The following is a 21,295-nucleotide window of genomic DNA, read 5'->3' on the forward strand; positions in this document are numbered from 1 at the left end:
AGCTCCGGAAGTTGCGGAAGGTGGCGGGGATGCGGCGAACGTGGGTTTATTTCGGCATGTCCTCGCCCTCCCCCGCCGAGTCCTACCTGCTGGACTTCCATCGTCGCCTCGCCGGGGTGACTTCGCGTGAGTTCGGAGGTGCTCCGGTGCTGCGCGACGGTGAGGTGTTCCCATCCACCTATGCGCTCCTGGAGGCGGCGGTGCCGAAGGAGGACGGGCCCCGGGTGGTGCTCGACCTGGCGTGTGGTGATGGGTATCTGCTGGAGCTGCTCGCGCGGAGGAACCAGCCCGGGCTCGCGCTGGTGGGGCTCGACATGAGTGAGCACGAGCTCGCGGTGGCGCGGGCGCGGCTGAACGGCGCGGCGACGCTGCATCTGGGGCGAGCGCAGTCACTGCCGCTCGCGGAGGCGAGCGTCGACGTGGTGCTGAGCCATCTGGCGCTGATGTTGATGGACGACGTGGAGACGGTGCTCTCGGAGATACAGCGGGTGCTGAAGCCAACGGGGCGGGTGTCCGTCGTCGTGGGTGGCGACCTGGTGCGAGGCGAGGCGTTCGAGGTGTATCTGGGGTTGCTCAAGCCCCTGCTGGCCGCGGAGGCGCGGGTCCCCGTTCCGCTGGGGGATGCGCGAGTGCGCTCCGTGGAAGGACTGACGGGGCTGTTCGGCGGCTTCACGCACGTGGACATCCGCCGGCTCGAGGTCCAGGGAGATGCGACGCCAGAGCACGCGTGGGAGTCGCTCAGCACGACCTATGACGCGGACCGGCTCTCCACGGCGGCGCGCGCCTCGCTCAAGCAGGCCTTTGTCCAGGCCGTGGAGCCCTTGCGTCGCACCGACGGCACCATCCCCATGCGGTGGGGCATGCGGCAGGTGACGGCCACGGGGCGGCGTCGCACGGAGTGAGCCGCGCGCAGATGCCGCGTTCACGACATGGCTTCACCGGACGGTGTGGGCCTGCGTCCCGCTCGCGCCGGCGCCCGTGGCCGTGAGCGTCAGCGCTCCTGCCTGTGTCGCTCGGAAGTAGAACGTCGCCTCCTGCTGCGGCCCTTCCAGCGCCAGTGCCCAGCCCGTTCCCGAAGTGGCCAGTGCCTGGGTGCAAGTCGCGTCGGAGTAGAGCACCGCTCCCGGCGCCGCCGTGCCCGCCACCTCCAGCACCAGTGACGGCGCCGTCAGCGCGGACAGGTTCCCCAGCGTGTCCTGACTCTGAACCACCAACTCCTCCGAGCACTGCCCCACTCCTGTCTCCCGGTCAGGTGTGAGGAAATCCAGGCGAGACGCCGTCCCTGCCACCACGTCCACGTCGAACGTCACATCGGGCTCGGTCTCGCGCGCGTACCCCGGCCCGCTGACGTGGTTCTGGCTGATGAGGTTGGCACCTCCCAGGTCGGAGATGCCCGCCTGATAGGGATAGCCGTTCGTCACCACCGGCCCATCATGCGTCACCGTGTTCCGCGTCACCCGGAGCCGCGTCGACACAGACAAGGGTCCACCGTCCTCCTCCGCCTGGGACAGGTTGATGCCGACGTCGTTGTCCACCAGCGTGTTCTCGAAGATGACGACGTCCTCACACAGCGCCATGTCGTAGTAGGCCCCGCCCGCGACGAGGATGCCCGAGCCCGTCGTCTCTCCTCCCGAGTACGCATTCCCCGTCACCCGGTTCCCCGTCGCCCGCCCCGTCGCACCATCGCTGAACTGGATTCCATTTCTCGCGATGAAGGGCACCGGTCCCCCGCCCTCCACCTGGTTGTCCTCCACGTTCAGCTCCACTCGCCCCGTGCCGGAGATGCCCGCCTTCTGGTAGCGCGCCACCCGGTTGCGCAGCACCTCCACCCTCGTCACCGTCTCGGCGTCACGCGCGTTCCGCACCTCGATGGCCACGCCCTCCTGGCAGCCGCCCTCGCCCTCCTTCTGGTTCACGTCGAGCACCTCGCTGTCGACGATGGAGCCACTCGCCCCTTCGAACAGGATGCCCCGCAGCCGCGCGGCGCCACCGTCACACGCCAGCTCCGACAGGCCCCGCGCCGCCACCGTCACGGCTCGCACGTGCGCCGTCGTCCCCAGGCTGCTCAGCACCGCACCTCGGAAGCGCCGTCCCCGTGGGTCCACCGCCGTGAGCACATGCCCCGCTCCGTCGAACGTGTATCCATCGGGAATCCACACCGACTGCTCCGTGGTGCAGTCCGCCGCCAGCGTCACCCTCGAGTCCTCCAGCGTCGCGGCGCACGGCGGGAACTCGCCGCACAGCAAGTCCCCCCACTCCACCGCGAACTCCCGCGTCGCGCTCAGGCCCGAAAGGTTCGTGACGGTCAGCGTGATGGTCGGAGGCGTGTCCACGGGAATGCAGGACAGCACCACCCAGTCCACCGAACCCGAGTCCCTCTCGCGCACCGCGTTCCCCAGCAGGCCCGTGTTCGTCGTCCACGCGAAGGTCAGCGGCTCCCCCTGGGGATCCGCTGCCATCGCCGTCAGTCGCACCGGCCTCCCCGCCGACACGTCCGTCTCCGACTGCGAGGCGTCGATGATGCTCGGCGGCAGCGGGTTCGTCACACACAAGTCCAACGAGCGCTCACGATGCGCCCCGAAGCCATCACTCGCTCGCAACGTCAGCCGACAGTTGTCACACGCGGCCTGAGGCGCGGCGCTCGGCGTGAAGCGAGTCGCTGCCGCCGCCGCGTTCTCAAAAGTCCCTTCACACGTCGCGGTCCAGGCGAAGGTCAGGGCATCTCCGTCGTCATCCACGCCCACCGCCTGGAGCGTCACCGGAAGCCCCACGCGCGCCTGGGACACGGGCTGGGCCCCCAGCTCCGTCAGGACAGGCGCGTGATTGAGCGAGGCCGTGTGCACCAGGTCCCCGCCGCCCGCCAGCTCCACGTCCACCGAGAAGCGCAGCGTGCTCACCGCGCCTCGCGCGCTCGTCACCGCGAGCGTGAGGTTCACCGCGCCACGCCGCAGCGGCGCCGTCCACTCCGCGTCGACAGCCGTCGCATCATCGAAGGTGCCGGAGGTCGCGCTCCACGCATACGTCAGCACCTCCGACGCATCGACGGCATGCGCCAGCGCACGGAGCTTCAGCACGGCTCCTGGAGACACCGATGCCCGCGAGCCCACCACCGCATCGATGACGGGCGCCGTGAGGGGCGCCTCCGAGTCCGTCGCGCGAGGCACCAGCACGACGAGCGCGTCGTGGTGTTTCAACAACTCCACGCCCGGGACGTCCACCTGTCCCAGCACAGCGCCCGTCGCATCGAGCACCCGCGCCCCCACCGAGGTTCCCGCACCCGATGGCAGGCTCCGCAGCAGTCCCTGCCACAGCGGTGCCTCGGAGCTGCTCAGGGCCGCGGTCACGACAGCACCCCGAGCCGGCGTCGCGGACACCTCCACGCGAGACACGCTGTCGAGCGGCAGTGAGCGCGGCAGCACGGTGACCACCCGCAGCGAGCCCGCGGGCTCCACCTGCACGCCCAGCGGCTCCTCCTGATGACACCCCGTGGCCAGCACCAGCGCGCTGGCAAGCAGGGCCAGTCGCATCGCGTTCGCTCGGTTCATGGTGACGTCCTCTCGGCGATGTCCGGTGTCTCACGATACCGGCAAGCGGCCATGCGCCCAAGCAACCGGCCGAGCCAACCCGGAGGCCCGCCTGCTCGCGCCGCCCCGCAAGGCAGCGCCGCGTCGAGCGGACGACATCGGGTGAGCAGCGCGGTTCGGAAGCGGGCAGTGCGTCAGGAGCGTCGGCGCGGCGTTGACGCACGGTGTTCTCCTGCCGCGTCGTGCGAGCCCCTGAATCACGTCGCCCACAGCCCTGGCCCATCCGCGTGGCCCACTGGGTCAACGTGCCACTGCTCGTCATCATGGCGGGCAGCGGGCTGCAGATTCTCGCGGCCTATCCCATGCTCGGCACGCAGGGGCGGCCCTATGGCTGGTATCCCGTCCAGGGCACGCCACCTCCCGAGTGGGCCCGAATCGGTGACTGGCTCGCGGGTGCACGAGGCTGGCACTTCGCCTTCGGCGGGTTCCTCGCGCTCAACGGCTTCGTGTACCTGCTCTATCTGGCCCTCAGCGGCGAGTGGCGGCGGCGACTCTTCTTTCCGCGTCGCGACACGCGCAACGCCGTGAGCACGCTCGCGTTCTATCTGCGTCTGCGCAAACAGCCTCCCGACCAGGGGCTGTACAACGGCCTGCAACGGCTGGCGTACACCGGCGCGCTGATACTGGGCATCCTCGCCGTGCTCTCGGGGCTCGCGCTCTACAAGCCCGTGCAGCTCGGTGCGCTGGCCACGCTGCTCGGCGGCTATGACTCCGCGCGCGCCATCCATCTGCTCGTGCTCGCTTCGTTCGTGCTCTTCACGGTGGGGCACGTGGTCATGGTGTTGCTGCATCCGCGCTCGTTCGGGGAGATGGTGACGGGCGGGAGGAAGCCGGATGCCTAGGCTCCTCGTTCCGTCGCGACGTCCTCTGCTCCTCACGCGTCGCTCCGTCCTGCTCGGGGCGGCGGCGCTCACGACGTCCGCCTGTGACAGCGCGCGTCCTCGCGAGGGTTTCCTCGGGGCCATGGAGCGCGTCAATCAGCGGCTCCAGGCAGCCCTCTTCGACGAGGACAGGCTCGCGCCGGAGCTGCCGCCCGAAGAGGCCACGCCGCCCGGTGACTTCCCCCAGTACTTCGTCTCCGAGTCCATGCCGCTCGTGCCTCAAGGTTGGGCGCTCAAGGTGGGTGGGCTCGTCGAGCGGCCTGGGATGCTGTCACTCGCGGACCTGCAGCGGCTGCCGCGCACGGAGTACCGCATCCGGCACCACTGCGTGGAGGGCTGGAGCGCGGTGGCGTCGTGGCATGGCGTGCGCGTGAGTGACGTCGCCAGGTACGTGGGCGCGGACCCGAGGGCTGGCTACGTGGAGCTGCGCTCGTTCGATTCGGGTTACTGGTCCTCGTGGGACAGGCCGAGCGCCTTCCACGCGCAAACGATTCTCGCCTACGGGATGAACGGGCAGCCGCTGCCACCGGCGCACGGCGCGCCGCTGCGCCTCTACTCGGCGGTGAAGCTCGGCTACAAGATGGTGAAGTACCTCACCGAGGTGAACTTCCTCCCCGAGCCCACCGGCGGCTACTGGGAGGAGCGCGGCTACGAGTGGTACGCGGGCGTGTAGCCCCACTCCTTCAAGCGATGTCGGCCCCTCCTGCTATCCAGGCCGTCGCTTGCGGAGGCCTTCCTCGGCCATTACCCTGAACTGAGTAGAAACTGAGTATCAATGACCTCAGTCCACAGCATTCCCGAGAGAACGGAGCCCGTCGTGCCCCAGACCGAACGTCTCCAGGCGTCCCTGCCCGCCTTCTCGATGAGGGAGCTCACCCGTTTGAGCAAGGAGCTGGGCGTCGACAAGAGCACGGTGGTGCAGGAGGCCCTCTCCCTCTTCTCGAAGGCCGCCCTGGAGGCCAGGCAGGGGTCCCGGCTCGTGTTCCTCCCCTCGACACCCCAAGGCACCGTGCGGGAGTTCAGCACACCCCTGCTCACGCACATGGAACAGACCGCGCAGAAGGACCCCTCGGAGATCGTCCTCCCGGACGCGGACTTCGACCGGGTGGTGACCCGACTCGGGAAGCCCTCGAAACCCACGGCCGCGCTTCGCGCACTCGCTCGCAAGCGCCGCCGCCCCTAGCCCACGCTCGGGTCCTCCTCTTCGTGGGCTTGTCTGGGATTCATGCCACCACCCGCCTCGTCCGACCTCGTCCTCCCCGCTCCCATCACTCAAGCGGTGACCCGGAGCGACACGGGCAGTGGCTTCACGTGTGAGCACGAGGCCCTGAATCGCTTCTTCCGTGAGTCCGCCCGGCAGAACCAGGAGCGAGACATCAGTCGGACCTGGGTCCTTCGGCGCACCGCGTCCGACGACCCCGCGCTTCCGCTGGTCCTGGGCTACTACACGCTCTCGCTGACCACCCTCAAACGGGAGACGCTTCCGCCCGACCTGGGCAAACGACTGCCGCACTACCCGCTCCCGGCGGTCCTCATCGCGCGCCTCGCACGGGACTCTCGCGTGAGAGGCCGGGGCCATGGCGAAGACCTCCTCGGAGACGCCCACCTTCGCGCGCTCACCATCAACGCCCAGAGTGGCGCCGTGGCGGTCATCGTGGACGCCAAGGACGCCCACGCTCGCGACTTCTACAAGAGGTTCGGCTACGAGCCGCTGCTCGCCGAGAGCGAGCCTCCGACCTCGCCCTGGCCCCTGCGGCTCTTCCTGCCCATGGCCGAAATCCGCGCCGCGTATTCCGAGGCGTCCTGACACACCCGCGCGAGGGGGCCGAGCACAGGCCCCTCCCTCACGCCTTGCTGCCGGCGAAGCCTCCACCAAACGGAGACGGCCCGCGCTGCCGCAGGGCCTCGCGCTCGGCCTTCAGCGCGGCCAGGGCCTCGTCGCGCGTGGCGTAGTGATTCACCGCCGCGCCGTTGATGGCCCCGCTGGTGAGCACGAACATCTGCGTCATGTCGTCCCCACCAAACCGGTACGAGCGATGCGTGAAACGCTCCAGCACCTCACGCCGCTCCTTGCCGAACACTCGCCCCGCCGTGAACTTCACCACCAACCCATCCAGGTTGATGAGCAGGTCCACCTTGCCAGACCCCGCGTAGCGCGACAGGTGCACCTCCACCTCCCGCCGCCAACGCAGGACGTCCTCCTCATTCACCAGGACGCAGTCGGTGAAGTAGGCCGTCACGACGTCGTTCTGCGCGTCGTACTCGAAGGACATGTTCCAGGCCATCGTGCTGCCTCCTCGAAGCCGGAATCAGGCGGGCGCGGAGCCCGCCAGAAAGGCGGACAACACCGCCGCGGTCTCCTGGGGGCTCTCCACCTGCGGATAGTGTCCAGGGCCCGGAATGTGAGCCATGCGCGCACGCTTGATGGGCTCCACCACCGCCTGCCGCAAGAAGGCCGGCGGCAGGAAGGCGTCGTCCGTCGACACCACCAACGTCGGCGCCGCGATTTTCGACAGCCGGTCCGCGAAGCCACCCTGCGTCCACGCGTCGAACGCCTGCTCAATCGACGCCGCGCTCACCGACCCCGAGTCCTTCAACAGCGACTCCAGCGACTCCGGCGACAGCTTCTTGCAGGCCAGGCCCAGAATCATCTTCTGCTTCTCGCGGTCTCCCGCCGACGTCCGGAACAACCCCGCGGCATCCGGCGGCAACGGCAGCCCCGACGCGGGCACCGAGTTGAGCAAGAGCAACGCCTCCACCCGCTCCGGCACGTGCGACGCAATCCACTGCGCCAACTGCCCACCCATGCTGTGCCCCACCACCGAGAAGCGCTGGGCACCCACCGCGTCCACCACCGCCAGCACGTCCTTCGCCAGCCCCTCCAACGAATGCCCACCCGCCGGCTTCCCCGACTGACCCGTGCCGCGCGCGTCCGGAACCACCAGCCGCAGCCCCGTCAGGTCCAGCCGCTCCACCATCGAGTCCCACACCGCACCCGACACCATCCACCCATGCACCAACACCACCGTGCGCGGTCCTTCGCCGATGACGCGATAGTGAAGCGAGGTCCCGTCAGATGCGGAAATCGTGCTCATGTCGTCTCCTCAGACGAAAAGGATAAAGCAGTATTGAGGAAATGTGCAGAAGCGAAAGCAAGCCATGACACTCAGGAGAGTTCCAGGGGGCGCATGTAGGCGTTCGCGGTGGGTATGAGTCGGGTTGGCGGGGAGCGGAGGTGGTGGGTTGTCTCACGGGCCGCGTTCCGCTCTGGCAGAGTCCGCCGCCTCATGGCGGACGAACGGGATGGGACGGGCGGCGCGCGGCACGAGGCTCGGCGCACGGTGCACTGCGAGGACGCGCTGACGTGGCTTGCGGCCCAGCCGGTGCTCGCGGGGTGCTCGACGGTGGCGTCGCTGCCGGACGCGTCCGAGTTCCCCTCGCTGTCCCTGCCCGAGTGGAAGGCGTGGTTCATCCGCGCGGCGGCGCTGGTGATGACGCGCGTGCCCGATGACGGCGTCGCCATCTTCTACCAGACGGACGTGAAGGACGAAGGCCTCTGGGTCGACAAGGGCTACCTCGTCTCACGCGCCGCCGAGGAGACAGGCCTGGGCCTGCTCTGGCACAAGGTCGTCTGTCGCCGCGCCCCCGGGACGGTGACGTACGGCCGGCCCGCGTACTCCCACTTCCTGTGCTTCTCGCGCGGCGTGCGCCCGGACCTGGCGAAGTCCACCGCGGATGTCCTCGCGGACGCGGGCGAAGTCACCTGGACGCGCGGCATGGGTGTCGACGCGTGTCAGCTCGCCTGCCGCTTCATCCTGGAGAACACGTCCACGCGCACCGTGGTGGACCCGTTCTGTGGCCACGGCACCGCGCTGGCCGTGGCCAACGCCATGGGCCTGGACGCGGTGGGCGTGGAGCTCAGTCGCAAGCGCGCGCGCAAGGCCCGCAACCTGCGCGCGGAGTGGCGCGAGGGGAAGCTCGTGCTGGTGGCGAGCGACTACCTCGCGCAGCCCTTGTCGTAGTCCACGGTCCGCGTCGCCCCTACTTCACCGAGGACGATGCCCGCACCGCGGAGGCGCCCACGTCGGAAGCCGCGAGGGCCGAGGGTGACGGCAGCGCCGCCAGCTCCCTCTCCACGGCGGGCTCCAGCTCCGCGAGGAACGCTCCGAAGAGGCGCTCCTCCAGGGCCAGCGCTTCCTCCAACGAAGCGCCCACGGCGGTGAGGCGCGCCACGCACGCGTCCTCGATGGTGCGGCGGTGGCTCTGCTCCTCGGTGACGACGCGCCCCAGCTCCTCACGGACGCTCGTGTTGCGCGAGGCCGCCTTGTAGAGCGGGTAGAGCACCATGGCGCGGCGCTCGATGGCCGTCGTGGTGAGCAGGTAGTGCAGGTACACGTCGGGCTGGCCGGTGTGCGCGGTGGCCCAGGTGGCCAGCTCGTGGTCCAGCCCCTGGAAGTAGCGGCCCGCCGCCTCCGGACAGAGGAAGGTGGTGATTTCACCCCCGGCCACCTCGGCAGACAGGCGCTTGAAGGCGAACGCGTGGCGCGTCTCGTCGGACAGATGTCCGAGCACTTCCAGCGAAGGATGACGGTCCGCCACCGTGCGCGAAATCTTCCGCGCCCCGATGAACTCCATGAGGGACAGGGTGTGCAGCCAGCGAGCCTCGAGCTCGGGAGCCTGGGCCAACTGACGAAGCACCGCCTGGATTCGGTCACGCATACCGCGCCTCTAGCGCGAGGACGGCCCGGGAGCGAGCACCAAGACGCTGCCCCGGCACCGACACACTGCGCCCCTCATGCAGGCGCGGGCGCGGGCGCCTCCGAACCCCAGAGCTCCTCCGCCACCGAGCGCGTCGTCGCGTGACTCACCGGCGACACCCCTTCCAGGAAGCGGAACAGCTCCATCGCCACCGCGTGCGGCGCGTCCCACATGACGAAGTGCCCCGCATTCGGGACCTTCATCCACCGCGCACCGGGGATGTCCCACGCCAGTCGCTCGCCGTACTTCGCGGGCAGGATGCCGTCCTTCTCCCCCCACAACACCAGCACCGGCACGACCAGGTGCCCCAGCTTCGACGCCAGCTCCAGCGTCTGGTTGGTGTTCAGCGCCACCGCGTCGCGTGACAGCGACACCATCCCCACCTCCGTCGCGTACGGCGCCAGCAACCCCTCCAGCATTTCCGCGGTCTGCGGCGTCGCGAAGCCCTTGCGCTTGAGTGCCTGCGTCAAGAAGCGCGTCAGGCGCTCCGGCGTCAGCCTGCGCGCCATCGCGGGCGTGCCCAGCTGCGCCATCAACCCCTTGGGCCACGCGTCGTAACAGACGCTGTCCATCAGACACAGCCGCCCCACCCGCTGGGGAAAGCGCACCGCGAGCTGCTGCGCCACGCCGCCGCCCACGTCGTGCCCCACCACCGTCGCGTCCACCACGCCCAGGCGGTCCATCCACGCCTCCAGCGCCTCCGCCTGCCGCGATATCGAACGGTCGAACCTGTCGCGCCGGTCGGAGAACCCGTAGCCCAGCAGGTCCGGCGCCAGCACGCGGTACGACTCGGCCAGCCCCGGCGCAATCCCGCTCCACAGGTAGCCCCAGTTCGGAATGCCGTGCAGCAGCACCACCGGCGGCCCCGAGCCCCAGTCCACGTAGCTCACGAACCGACTGCCCAGCTCCATCACCTCTTGTCGCCCCTGCCACTCGCGCCAGTTCATCGCAGCTCCTCCGCCGCCACCCAGTCCGGCACCAGCCGGGACGCTCCCGGCATCGGCTGACGCAGCATGTCCGGCACGTCCTGCACCAGCCGCGACAGGTTCAACAGCAAGGCCGGCGAGCGCCGCTCCAGCGCCTGCGTCACCTTCAGCACCGCCTCCGCGTTCTCCCCCAACGCCGACACCCGCTCGCGACTCAACGCCACCGGGTACGGCAGCGCCCGCGCCCGCCGTCGCGCGGACTCCAACAGTTGCTCCGATGCGCGCTGGAAGGCCTCGTCCTTCATGCGCGGCTTCAGCCGTCGCCACGCGGTCTCCAGATACGAGGGCCAGCAGCCCAGCGCGCGGTACTCACCCGGCACTCCCGGCGGCCCCACCGTCTTCACGATGTCCGCGAACAACGTCCGCAGCACAGCGTCGCCCGGCTTCTCCGCCACCCAGTCCATCGCCGCCATGCGCGAGGGGACGCCACGCTCCAGCCGCTCCGACGTCCCCAGGGCGCCCTGCTGTCCCACCGGCTGGCCCTCCAGCGCCATCCGCACCGCGGACACCATCAACATCACCCGAGGCTGCATCGTCTCGAACAGCTCCAGGGCTCCGCGCGCGTGGAAGCGCTGGCTGGGCCCCAGCTTCGTGGCGCCCCACGCGCCCAGCGCCTCCCACTGCACCGTCGAGTCCAGGACCTCCTGCCACAGGCCCAGCGCGGACTCCTCGAAGGCGCGCGTCTCCACGTTCGGCCCCAGCGCTTCCCACATCGCCACGAAGAAGCGCGGGTATGCGGCCCACGTGCGCAAGGACACGTCCACGCCCGTCACGCGCATCGTCCGCCGCAGCTCGTGGTAGACGCGCTCGACACCGCCCTCCGCCCCATGCTCGCTCACCTGTCTCACCCTGGCCATGCCGGCACCCCCGGCAACGGTGGGAACGGCGGGGCGCGGTGGACACCTCCCTCAGCGCACCCGGCCGCCTGGAAGGCCCCGCTCCCAGGGCAGTCGCCTCGCGGACATCACGTCGGCTCTCCACCACCTCGCCACCCTCCGGGGCGGTGTCGCCGGACACTAAAGAACACTCGCGGCTCCAGCGGTTTGACTCCGTCCTTGACGGCTCGCTTTGCTTCCGTTCGCGCGACGAAGGAGTCGTGCCTGCCTGGTTCGCGGGGGGCAACCAGCATGTGGCTTCGACACGTGTCGCATCGAAAGCCATTTCGAAGCAGCCCCCCAGGTGCGCGGCGAGAGGCGGACGCCCCGCGTGAGGCGTCTGGCCCCGCGCGCCACCACCACCACCGCAGCGAGGGACGCCAGCGGGCGCCCGGGGGAGAGACGACATGAGCAGCGACAACGACACCTGGGGACCCCGGCTGGTCAGCGTCCCCCTGGTCGGCGCGGTGAGCGATTACCTGCAGCGCATCCAGGACCTGGGCGCCGTGGAAGGCCCCGGTGGCGCGGTGGGACTCAACCCCGCGCTGGAGCCGGTGATGGAGGCGCTGCACCACCTGCTGGCCGGTGGAGAGGTGGAGGTCCGCGTCACGCGGCGCGGACACTCCCGGCTCGTCCAGGAGCTGCGTCAGCGCGTCGAGGACGCCACGCGCGAGGTGAACGAGCTCCAACGAGTGGCGGGCTGCACCCTGTCCACCACCGTATGAAGACACGCTTCGCCGGCGGCGCCGCCGTCACGGCCTCGTTCCGGCGCTGGACGCGTGCCCAGGACACCGCGGAGGTGCTCGCCGCCGCCGGCGTGGGGGCCTGGTGGGCGCTCACCACCGTCGTGCTGGCGGTGCTCGCCGCCGTCGCGTGGGCGCCGGGCGCGAGCACCCTCTTCGGCATCTCCTTCGTCGACGGGCTGCTGTGCGCGGCGCCCATGCTCGTCAGCGGCCTGCTCTTCTCCGCGGTCCACCGGAAGCGGCGCCATATCGAGACGTGGGGCTGGCTGTGGCTGCTGCTCGGCGTGCCGTCGCTGCACTTCTTCCTCGCCGCGCTGATGGCGATGTCGGAGCTGCAGGGCGCCACCGTCATCACCTCCCTCTTCCTCTTCACCACCGCGTTCCACGGCCGGCTGCACCGCGTGACGCCCCGGCAGCCCTTCCTCGCCCTGGGCACGGCGCTGGCGCTGGTGGCCGCGCTGCCCTTGCTCGAGAGCCCGGAGCACCTGGTGTTGTTCGGCGTCATCGGCCCCGCCGCCCTCACCGCGGAGCTGTACCTGGGCACCTTCGCCGTGCAGCACGACCAGGCCCGCGCGGAGGCCGAGCGCCTGCGCGCCGCCGTGCAGGCGCAATTGCTGGAACAGCAGGAGCAGGACGTGGGCCGGCTGTCGCGCGCGCTGGGGGAAATCCTCGGCTACCACCACGAGTTGGACAGCGCGCTCATGTCGGCGGGCACCGCGGCGGACATGCTGGCGGTGATGGGGGTGCAGCGCAACGCGCTGGCCCGAGGCGACTTCGAGGACCTGGTCAAGACGCTCAACGACAGCCTCACCCAGATTCGGAACATGGTCGGGGAGATTCGCGCGAAGGGCCGGTGTTATGTCGGCTCGGAGCCGGAGCCGGTGGAGCTGACGCCGCTGTTGGAGGGCGTGCGCACCAGCATGGGCCTGCGCTTCCCGGACGTGGACTTCGAGGTGGCGGTGGAGCCGGGGCAGCCGCTGCGCGCGCTGATGAGAGGCGGGGCCACCACGCTGCGACGGGTGGTGGAGAACCTGGTGCTCAACGCCTGCGAGGGAGACGGCAAGCAGGGCGCCTCGCGCGTGCGCATCCAGGCCCGGGTGGAGCCGCTCAGCGGCCGGCTGGAAGTGGTCATCGCGGATGACGGGCCGGGCTTCCCGGCCGCGCTCCTCGACGTCCCCGCGGAGGAGCTCTACACGTCCAAGCCCGAGGGCACCGGCCTGGGCCTGTACACCAGTGAGTGCCTGCTGCGCGCCAGCGGCGGAATGCTGTACCGACGCAACGCCCCGGACGGCGGAGCCCTGCTGCGCCTGTTTCTGCCCAGGGAGTACCGATGAGCGGTGGAGCCCTTTACCAAGAGGCCCTGCGGGTGCTGCGGCGACTGGAGCTGCCCGAGGAGTCGGAGCACGACGTGCTCGCCGCGTTGGAGGCCGCCCAGCCGGGCCCCCTGCCCCTCTTCTACGAAGCCGGCGCGGAGGCCGGACTGGAGCGCCCCGTGCTCACGGCGCGCGGCGTGGGCCTCTTCTTCATCTTCTGCGCGGGCAACCTCGCCGACGACCTCATCGACGGCGACTGCACCTACTACGACACGCCCCTGCGCATGGGCCCGTGCGCGCAGTTCCTCCTGCAGAACCTCGCCTGGGCCACGCTGGCGGAGCCTCGCGCCCGCGTGCTCCCGAACGCCATGGAGGAGAGCGCACGGCTGTTGGCGCAAGCCGCGGGACCGCAGGCCCTGGAGGTGCGCGCCCAGGCGTGGAGCGAGCCCTTGTTCCGCCGGGTGGCGGAGGGCATCGCCGGGCGACAGTGGGCCGCGTACCTGCGCGTGCTCTGGGCGGGGACGTGGCTGGAGGAGCGCGCGGTGTCGGTGGGCCTGAGCCTGGGCGTGGCCGCCCACGTGGCGGAGGACATCCGCTCCAAGGACCCGCGCTTCACCTCCATGCCCCCGAGCGACCGGCTCACCGTGGTGACGTGGGGCAGGCAGGCCGCGGAGGCGCTGCGCGGACAAGACTTGCGCTGCCTGGACGCGGCGCTGCGCCGCATCGAACCGATACTTCCGGAGGTGGAGCCATGAGGGCGGAACCCCCACGGTGTGAAGCCCGCCATGACGCGGTGGCCGCCTACTACGAGGAGAAGACGGAGCGCATCCTCCGTCGCTACGGGCCCGGTCCCCGCATCCACTTCCACGTGGGGCTGGTGGACGACGTGCCTCCACCGGGCGAGCCGGAGCCGCTCGTGCGCGAGCGCGTCCACGCCTCCCAGGAGGCCCTGCTCGCGGAGCTGGCGCGCGCGGTGGGCACGTTTCCCCGAGGCGCCGACGTGCTGGACGTGGGCTGCGGCCTGGGCGGCGGCTCGCTGTACTGGGCCGCCGAGCATCAGGCCTGGGTGACGGCGGTGACGAACGTGCCCTCGCACGTGGAGCTGGTGCGCACGTTCGCCGAAATCGAGGGCGTGGGCGCGCGCGTGAAGCCCCTGCACTGTGACGCGCTGGCGGTCCCGGGCCGCGCCTGCTTCGACGCCGTGGTGGCGGTGGAGAGCAGCAGCTACCTGCCGCGCGCGGAGTGGTTCCGCCGCGTGCGTGCGCTCTTGAGGCCCGGAGGCGTGGTGGCCATCGCGGACTGCTTCCTGGGCCGCCCCGAGCTGGCCGCGCCCTTCGACCGGTACTGGCGCACGCGCATCGGCTCCCTGGACGAATACCTGTCCGCCGCGCACGCCGCCGGACTGGAGCTGGAGGTCCGCGACGATGTGTCCGCGCGCGTGGTGGGCTTCTGGTCTCTCACGCTGGAGCTGCTCGCTCACGAGCGCTTCACGTCCCCCGGTCAGCCTCCGGCGCGCGTCCTCGCCCGAGGGGAGTCCCGCCGCGAGCACCTGCGACTCCAGCAGGCGTTGATGGATGGCGGACTGGAGTACGCGCTGCTCGTGCTGCGCCGCGAGGACTGAGCACCGCGCCTGTCCTCCGGCCCGGGGCTGACGAGCAAGCAAGCACCCCGGGACACCATGCCCCGCGCGCGGTGCGGCCCCAGCCTTGGGCGAGCCTTAAAAAAGGGAGGAGCGCGCGATGAGGACTTTCACGCGATGGCTGACGGTGGCGGCGGTGGCGGCGGCCCTGACGATGACGGGGTGCCGTGAGCGGAGCCGTGAGGACAACTCCGGGGCCATGGGTGGCTCTGGCGACAACAAGGGCGCCCTGGACCACCAGGGCACGGGCGGGTCCGGCAAGCCGACGAAGGGCACGGACGCGGGCACCGTGCGGTAGCGCCAACCGCGCCAGGTGGGCTCCGGCTGTTATCGTGACGACTCGACGTCGTCGGACAGCCGGAGCACATCATGCGCGGGTGGAAGTGGGGGAGCGTCATCGCGGGGGTGCTCGCGCTCCTGGCGTGGTGGATGCTCGGAAGCACCGAGCCCATGGCGCCCGCGCGCGAAGTCGCTCCAGCGCCCCGGCGCGCCTCGGGGGGCTCGCTTCCGCGCACGTCCGCGCCCACGCGGGCGGAGCAGGCGGGAGCGGGACTGTCCATTCGCGGCACCGTGGTGGACTCGCTGGGTCGACCCGTGGCGGGCGCACGCGTCTCCGCGTCGTGGCCGGAGGCGGGCGAGACGCTGTCGGAGCTCCCCTGTCCGGAGGAGGTGCTTCCCTACTGGGAGGCGCTGGTCGATGCGTCCCAGGGTCGGCGCAAGCTCCCGTGGTGTCTGCCGCAGGTGGAGGACACCCTCACCGCGCTGCTGCTCGCGCGGCAGGGTGAAGCTCCCATCCACGCGGAGACCGTGTCGGGCGACGACGGCGCCTTCGTATTGGAGGGACTGCCCGAGGGCCCTCAAGCCCTCCTCGCGCTCTCCGAGCGGGGCACCGCGCTGCGCCCCGCCGTTCCTTCTGGCAGCCAGGACGTGGAGCTGCTGCTGGAGCCGCCGTGGTTCGTGACAGGACAGGTCCACGGGGACGGCGAGCCATTGGCGGGCGTCGCGGTGACGGCGGTCAGCATGCACCACACCCGCTTCTTCGACACGAGCACGGATGACCAGGGCCGCTTCAGGCTGGGGCCCCTTCCCCGCCAGAGTTATCAGGTGCTCGCGACGAAGGAGGGCTGGCTGCCGACGCTGGACCCAGACCGGTACAGCGACCGGTTCCGGGAGGTGACGCTGTATCGGCCCCGCGCGCTCCACGGCCGGGTGCTGTCCGACGGAGCGCCCGTGCCGGGAGTGGAGGTCCGAGCGGCACGCGCCGACCTGGACGACGGGGCGCCGGTTCCCCGGACGAAGACGGACGCGGAGGGACGCTTCACGCTGGAGCTGACCACGGGCAAGTACGCGCTCACAGTCGAGCAAGGGGGCCGGTACGCCTTCGCGCGAGTGGAGCTGGGCTCAACGCCTCCTCCCGAGGTGGTGTTGAAGCTGGGCGAAGCGCTCCAGGTCGAGGGCACGGTGTTCGACGATGCGCACGGCGCGGTGGAGGGCGCGCGTGTGAAGGCGCACTTCAGACAGGGCGGACGGGAGTCCCTGGAGGCGGTCACCCAGGCGAACGGCCACTACCGCCTGGGCCCCGTGGAGCCCGGCCCGTGGGAGTTCACCGTCGAGGCGAAAGGCCATGTGGACCTGACGGTGGGCCAGGAGCACGAGCTGGCTAGCGGCATGGGCCCTCGGGACTTCACGCTGAAGCGCACGCAGACCATCACCGGTCGCGTCGTGGACGGCGCGGGCCAGCCGATATCGGGCGTGCCCCTGGCGATGGAGCTGATGGGGACCGAAGGCCCCGAGGACTACGAGCCGCAAGAGATGACCTTCTCCGACCGGGACGGACGCTTCGTGATGGATGCCACGCGTGCCGGCGGCTCCTACGAAATCACGGCGCGCAGTGACGACTACGTCCATGAGAGCGTGGTGGCGACAGCCCCTGGCCCCGAGGTGACGCTCACCTTGAGCACGGGCGCGACGGTGGAGGGAACGCTGACGGATGCGCGCGGCCTGCCGGTGGCGCGGTTCATGGTGAACGTGCTCCCACTGGACCACGACGACGAGCAGGAACGCCTGCTGGAGACCGAGGGCACGGACGACCAGGGACACTTCCGCCGCAAGGGCATCTACCCGGGGCGCTATCGCGTGGAGGCCAAGCAATGGGCGTCCAGCGTGGACCGGAGGGTCTGGGCCGACGTGGAGCTGCTGCCGGACACGGTGACGAAGGTGGAGCTGCGGCTCCAGGAGGAGCACTCGCTGGAGGGCATCGCCGTCGACACCGCCGGCCAGCCCGTCCAGGGCCTCTCCGTGCGAGCCCAGTCCCTGGCCAGGGTCGATGGTCCCAAGTTCATCGAAATCCACGGGGACCGGCATGAGAGACCGCGCGGTGTCCTCACGGACGCGGAGGGGCGCTTCGTCCTTCGCGGCCTGGGCCCCCTCGACCATGCGCTGTTCGCCATCAAGCCAGGTCATGAGCTGCTGCCGGAGCGTTGCTCGGGAATCGTCCGCGACGGCGAGGGCGTCCACTTCACCGCGGACACGAAGCAGGTGCGGCTGGTGTTCCGGCGCCACCCCCACATCCGGGGACGGCTCCTCGGACCAGACGGCGCGCCCCAGCACTCCTTCACCGTGGGACACACGCGGGTCCAGAGCGAGGACGGCACCTTCGCCGTCCCCCTCCACGAAGAGCCCATCACCCGTCAGTACCTCTTCAGCGTGTACGAGATGCCCACGGCGACGCGCGCGGTGAAGGGCGGCGTGGACGTGGCGGATGTCGACCTGGGGGACATCCGGCTGGAGGAGGGGCGCTACATCCAGGGGTTGGTGCTGGACGCGGAGACAGGCGCGCCGGTGAAGGGCGCCACGGTCGAACTCGACGCCGAGCCTGACGAGGACGGTGAGCGGGGCCAGCTCGCGGGCGCGCGCACGAACAGCGACGGCGAGTTCTATCTGGACAAGGTGGCCTCCGGTCCCCACACCCTCCGGATGAGCCACCCAGGCAACTACCGCGAGCTGCGCGTTCCAGTGGCCGCCACGCAGGAGAAGGTGACGGCGCGGATGGAGTCTGGCGCTCGCGTGAAGGTGACGGCGAGGGACCGCCAGGGCCGTCCGTTGGACGCGTTCATCAGCTACCAGGGAGCGGGCGACGAAGGCCTGGTCGAGATGGGCAAGGGCGTGAGCACGCTGCGCGGCCTGGAGCCCGGCCGCTATGCGCTCAAGTTGATTGCGCGGCACCGCAACGAGTCACTGCCGGACTTCCAGCCGTTGAGCGTGGACCTGCCCGAGCGCGGAGCGCTGACGGTGGCCTTCCTGCCCGCGACGGGAGGGGCCACGGTGAAGCTGCGCCTGCCCTCGCAAGTGGGCGTGGGCCTGGGGCTGGTACCCGGCGTGGTGCCGCCTCCCAGCACCTCATCGGCGCTGCGCCACCTGATATTCCAGGGCCTGCCCTGGCAGTACAGGGAGGACAACCCGGAGGTCGTCTTCACCCATGTCCCCGAGGGCAGGGTCACCGTCTTCTTCCACACGTCCGACGTGCCCGGTCAGTTCCACACCGAGGAGCTGGACATCCCGGCGGGAGGGACGGTGTCACTCACCCTACAGCCGTCCTGGCGGAGGCTCGACGTCGCGGAGAAGTGAGCGCCTCTCGCCTGCCTGACAGCGCGCGGGAGCCACGGGTGGAAAGCAGGCTCCTCGCCGTGCTTCGGGTACGGTGCGGGGCCCGACATGCACTTCAAGTTCGTCCACGCCGCCGACCTGCACTTGGACACTCCCTTCCGTGGCGTGGCCGCACAAGGACCCCTGCTGGGACGCTTCCAGGAGTCCACCTTTCGCGCGCTGTCGCGCATCGTCGACCTGTGCCTGCGCGAGCGCGTCGCCTTCCTGCTCCTGGCCGGGGACTTGTTCGAGGTGAAGGACCGCTCGGTGCGCGCTCGACTGGCGCTGCGGCGCGAGCTGGGCCGGCTGCACGACGCGGGCATCGAGTCCTTCATCGTCCACGGCAATCATGATCCGCTCAGCGGCGACACCGGGACGCTGGGGCTGCCTTCGTCGGTGAAGGTGTTCGGCCCGGACTGGGAAGAGGCGGAGGTGCGGCGCGAGGGACGTCGGCTGTGCCGCGTGCAGGGCATCTCCTATCCGGACGTGGAGGTGCGCGACGACTTGTCCGCGCGCTTCCGTCGCACCGGGGACGGCTTCAGCGTGGGCCTGCTGCACGCGAACCTGGGCGGCGCGGAGGGACACGCCAACTACGCGCCCTGCACCCCCGCGGGCCTGGGCGCGCGCGGGCTGGACTACTGGGCGCTGGGACACGTGCACACGCGCAGCGAGCTGATGCTGCCCGGTGGCGGCATGGCGGTGTACCCGGGCAATCCGCAGGGACGGCACGCGCTGGAGACAGGGGAGCGCGGCTGCGTGCTGGTCGAGGTGGAGGACGGGGGCATGCGGCGGCGCTTCGTGCCGGTGGACACGGTGCGCTGGCATCGGCTGGAGGTGCCGCTGACGGGCGTGGCCACGCTGGACGCGCTGCTGGGCACGGTGGGTGAGGTGGTGGACGCCGCGTGCGCGCGGGAGCTGGACGGCCACGCGGTGCGCCTGGTGCTCACGGGGCGCGGGCCGCTGCATCGCGAGCTCACGCGGCCCGGAGCGCTGGCGCAGTTGGAAGAGGACTTGCGCGCGCGACTGGCGCGGGGGCATCCGCCGGTGCTGTTGGAGTCACTGCGGGATGGAAGTCGTCCGGAACTGGACTGGGAAGCGCTCCAGACGGAAGGCGGCTTCGCGCGCACCTTGCTGGAAGAGGCGCGCTTGCTGGAAGAAGACCCGGTCGCGCTGGCGCGACTGTGGGAGCAGGAAGCGCTGGGCAGCCTGGGCCAGCGGCTGAAGCGACTGGGGGTGGATGTGCTGGAGATGCCACGGACGGAGTGGATCTCCCGCGCGAGCCTGCTGGGCGTGGAGGCGCTTCACGAAGAGGAGGAGGGGGCATGAAGCCAGGGTTGCGCATCGATACGCTGCGGGTGCGGCGCTTTGGGCACTTCTCGGACCTGACGCTGGAGCTGGGGCCCGGGCTGCATCTGCTCCATGGCCCCAACGAGGCGGGCAAGAGCACGCTGCTCGCCTTCCTGCGCGCCGTGCTGTTCGGGTTCGAGCGCCGGGGGAACCCGGAGCGGTATGCCGCCCTGGACGAGGACACGACCATCGGCGGTGAGCTTCGACTCTTCACGGCATCGGGGCCGCTGCTCGTGCGCCGCATGGCCGCGCCTCGGGGCAAGAAGTCGGAGACGCTGACCGTGCTCGGGTCCGAGGGCGAGCCCGTGTCCGAGGAGCGCCTGCACGCCGCGCGCGGCCACGTCACACGCGAGCTGTTCTTCGATGTCTTCGCCTTCCGGCTGGAGGAGCTGACGGGGTTCGAGCAGTTCGCGAAGGAGCGCGGAGTGTCCGAGGCCCTCGTCGCCGCGAGCATGCAGGGCGCGCGACGATTGCCCGTCGCCATGTCCGAGCTGAGCAAGAGCGCCGAGCAGCTCTACAAGCCCACCGGCTCGAAGTCCGAGTTGAACGTGAAGCTGCGCGAGCTGGAGGAGGTGCAGGAGCAGCTCCGCGACGTGGGCAACCGGCCCGCGCTCTACTTCGCGAAGCGGGAGCGGCTGGAGTCACTCGGCGTCGAGCTGGGCGGCCTGGAGTCGCGCGTGCACGAGGACAGCCGCGAGCTGGAGCGACTGGCGCGGCTGGAGTCGGCGCTGGGAGATGTCGCCGCGCTGGCGACCGCCCGGACGGAGCTGGAGTCCCTCCCCGCGCTGGAGACGTTCCCCCAGGGCGGCGAGGCGCGGCTGGAGGCAGCGCTGAATCAGAGCAGGACGCATCGCGGGAACGTGGCCCGGCTCGCGGAGCAGTTGAGCTTCACGGAGGCGGAGCTGGCGCGGCTGTCCGCTCCTTCGCCGGTGCGAGGGCAGGAGGACGCGCTGCGGGCCGCGGTGGCGGCGTACTCGGAGCGCTCGGAGCTGGTGCGGGCGTTGCCGGCGCGGCGCGCGGCGCTGGGGATGAAGCGGCGACAGGTGGAGTCGGCGCTGGAGGAGCTGGGGCTTGGTGTGGATGGGCCAGGGCTGGTGGCGCTGGATTTGAGCGCGGGGGCTCGCGCGGGGTTGGAGGCCCTGTCGTCCCGGCTGGACGTGGAGGAGACGGGGCGGCGCGAGGTGGGTGGGGCGCTGGCTCGGGCTCGCTCGGAGCGGGAGCGGCTGGAGGGTGTGCTGGCGCGCGCGGAGTCGGAGCTCGCGGAGCTTCCAGACGTCCGTCCGGCGCAGGTGCGACAGCAGCAGACGGGGCTGGCGCGGATGCGCGACGCGCGCTTGGACCTGGAGCGGCTGGGTGAGCAGAAGATGGCGGCCCGGCGGCGGATTGAAGAACTGCGGGGGCTGGTGACGGAGCCTCCGACTGCGTCGAGCCCGGTGATTCCAGTGTGGTGGGTGCCGGTGGCGGCGGCCGTGGCGGTGACGCTCGCGGTGGCGGCGTGGCTGCTCGGGGGCACGGTGGTGGGAG

At 70.7% G+C, this 21,295-nt stretch carries 20 protein-coding genes; 14 read left to right on the forward strand and 6 right to left on the reverse strand.

Annotation, left to right across the window (positions count from 1 at the left end; genetic code table 11):
- Positions 1-56: 56 nt before the first annotated feature.
- The gene (locus tag HR086_RS02685) at positions 57-902 is read left to right on the forward strand and encodes a class I SAM-dependent methyltransferase (protein WP_174464767.1); all 846 of its coding nucleotides are present in this window, start codon (positions 57-59) and stop codon (positions 900-902) included.
- 33 nt (positions 903-935) lie between these two features.
- On the opposite strand, the gene HR086_RS02690 is transcribed toward HR086_RS02685, so the two are convergent.
- Positions 936-3,545, reverse strand: coding sequence for a right-handed parallel beta-helix repeat-containing protein (locus HR086_RS02690; RefSeq protein WP_174464768.1), 2,610 nt, complete (start codon positions 3,543-3,545; stop codon positions 936-938).
- Between the two features lie 221 nt (positions 3,546-3,766).
- On the opposite strand from HR086_RS02690, the gene HR086_RS02695 reads away from it, so the two are divergent.
- The 4 genes from HR086_RS02695 (at position 3,767) to HR086_RS02710 (ending at position 6,272) form a co-directional block, all read left to right on the forward strand.
- Positions 3,767-4,426, forward strand: coding sequence for a cytochrome b/b6 domain-containing protein (locus HR086_RS02695; protein ID WP_174464769.1), 660 nt, complete (start codon positions 3,767-3,769; stop codon positions 4,424-4,426).
- Entirely contained in the window at positions 4,419-5,138 is a 720-nt protein-coding gene (locus HR086_RS02700) for a molybdopterin-dependent oxidoreductase (RefSeq protein WP_174464770.1), read from the forward strand. The genes HR086_RS02695 and HR086_RS02700 overlap by 8 nt, the downstream gene beginning before the upstream one ends.
- Before the next feature lie 144 nt (positions 5,139-5,282).
- Entirely contained in the window at positions 5,283-5,648 is a 366-nt protein-coding gene (locus tag HR086_RS02705) for a hypothetical protein (RefSeq protein WP_141646987.1), read from the forward strand.
- Between the two features lie 42 nt (positions 5,649-5,690).
- Positions 5,691-6,272, forward strand: a complete 582-nt coding sequence (locus HR086_RS02710; RefSeq protein ID WP_174455960.1) for a GNAT family N-acetyltransferase — start codon at positions 5,691-5,693, stop codon at positions 6,270-6,272.
- A gap of 37 nt (positions 6,273-6,309) precedes the next feature.
- On the opposite strand, the gene HR086_RS02715 is transcribed toward HR086_RS02710, so the two are convergent.
- Both HR086_RS02715 and HR086_RS02720 read right to left on the reverse strand, forming a co-directional pair.
- Positions 6,310-6,750, reverse strand: a complete 441-nt coding sequence (locus tag HR086_RS02715; protein ID WP_141646985.1) for a hypothetical protein — start codon at positions 6,748-6,750, stop codon at positions 6,310-6,312.
- 24 nt (positions 6,751-6,774) lie between these two features.
- Positions 6,775-7,560, reverse strand: a complete 786-nt coding sequence (locus tag HR086_RS02720) for an alpha/beta fold hydrolase (protein WP_174460253.1) — start codon at positions 7,558-7,560, stop codon at positions 6,775-6,777.
- Between the two features lie 192 nt (positions 7,561-7,752).
- On the opposite strand from HR086_RS02720, the gene HR086_RS02725 reads away from it, so the two are divergent.
- On the forward strand, positions 7,753-8,487 hold the full coding sequence (locus HR086_RS02725; protein ID WP_141646983.1) for an SAM-dependent methyltransferase: 735 nt from the start codon (positions 7,753-7,755) through the stop codon (positions 8,485-8,487).
- Between the two features lie 19 nt (positions 8,488-8,506).
- Here HR086_RS02725 and HR086_RS02730 read toward each other — a convergent pair whose 3' ends face one another.
- From HR086_RS02730 to HR086_RS02740, 3 genes are all read right to left on the reverse strand, one after another.
- A complete protein-coding gene (locus HR086_RS02730) occupies positions 8,507-9,184 on the reverse strand; it encodes a hypothetical protein (protein WP_174464771.1) in 678 nt (225 codons plus the stop codon).
- Positions 9,185-9,258: 74 nt separating this feature from the next.
- A complete protein-coding gene (locus HR086_RS02735; protein WP_174464772.1) occupies positions 9,259-10,170 on the reverse strand; it encodes an alpha/beta fold hydrolase in 912 nt (303 codons plus the stop codon).
- A complete protein-coding gene (locus HR086_RS02740) occupies positions 10,167-11,066 on the reverse strand; it encodes a halocarboxylic acid dehydrogenase DehI family protein (RefSeq protein WP_174455965.1) in 900 nt (299 codons plus the stop codon). The genes HR086_RS02735 and HR086_RS02740 overlap by 4 nt, the downstream gene beginning before the upstream one ends.
- 425 nt (positions 11,067-11,491) lie before the next feature.
- Between HR086_RS02740 and HR086_RS02745 the strand changes: the two genes are divergently transcribed.
- The 8 genes from HR086_RS02745 to HR086_RS02780 all read left to right on the forward strand — a co-directional run.
- Entirely contained in the window at positions 11,492-11,809 is a 318-nt protein-coding gene (locus HR086_RS02745) for a hypothetical protein (RefSeq protein WP_217439477.1), read from the forward strand.
- Positions 11,806-13,161, forward strand: a complete 1,356-nt coding sequence (locus tag HR086_RS02750) for a HAMP domain-containing sensor histidine kinase (protein ID WP_174464773.1) — start codon at positions 11,806-11,808, stop codon at positions 13,159-13,161. Before HR086_RS02745 ends, HR086_RS02750 begins: the two co-directional genes overlap by 4 nt.
- A complete protein-coding gene (locus tag HR086_RS02755; RefSeq protein ID WP_174460257.1) occupies positions 13,158-13,895 on the forward strand; it encodes a hypothetical protein in 738 nt (245 codons plus the stop codon). The genes HR086_RS02750 and HR086_RS02755 overlap by 4 nt, the downstream gene beginning before the upstream one ends.
- Complete coding sequence (locus HR086_RS02760; protein WP_174464774.1) at positions 13,892-14,761, forward strand: cyclopropane-fatty-acyl-phospholipid synthase family protein; 870 nt, start codon at positions 13,892-13,894, stop codon at positions 14,759-14,761. Before HR086_RS02755 ends, HR086_RS02760 begins: the two co-directional genes overlap by 4 nt.
- A gap of 118 nt (positions 14,762-14,879) precedes the next feature.
- Positions 14,880-15,077, forward strand: a complete 198-nt coding sequence (locus HR086_RS02765; RefSeq protein WP_174455969.1) for a hypothetical protein — start codon at positions 14,880-14,882, stop codon at positions 15,075-15,077.
- Between the two features lie 71 nt (positions 15,078-15,148).
- Positions 15,149-18,406, forward strand: coding sequence for a carboxypeptidase-like regulatory domain-containing protein (locus HR086_RS02770; protein ID WP_174464775.1), 3,258 nt, complete (start codon positions 15,149-15,151; stop codon positions 18,404-18,406).
- An 87-nt stretch (positions 18,407-18,493) separates the two neighbouring features.
- Positions 18,494-19,750 carry a DNA repair exonuclease gene (locus tag HR086_RS02775; protein ID WP_174464776.1) on the forward strand — a complete coding sequence of 419 codons (1,257 nt, stop codon included), beginning with the start codon at positions 18,494-18,496 and terminating at the stop codon, positions 19,748-19,750.
- Positions 19,747-21,295 (forward strand): AAA family ATPase (locus tag HR086_RS02780; RefSeq protein WP_174464777.1); only part of this gene is annotated, 1,549 nt, incomplete at its 3' end. The genes HR086_RS02775 and HR086_RS02780, both read left to right, overlap by 4 nt.

This window comes from Myxococcus sp. CA039A, from assembly GCF_013336645.1.
Lineage (GTDB): Bacteria > Myxococcota > Myxococcia > Myxococcales > Myxococcaceae > Myxococcus > Myxococcus llanfairpwllgwyngyllgogerychwyrndrobwllllantysiliogogogochensis.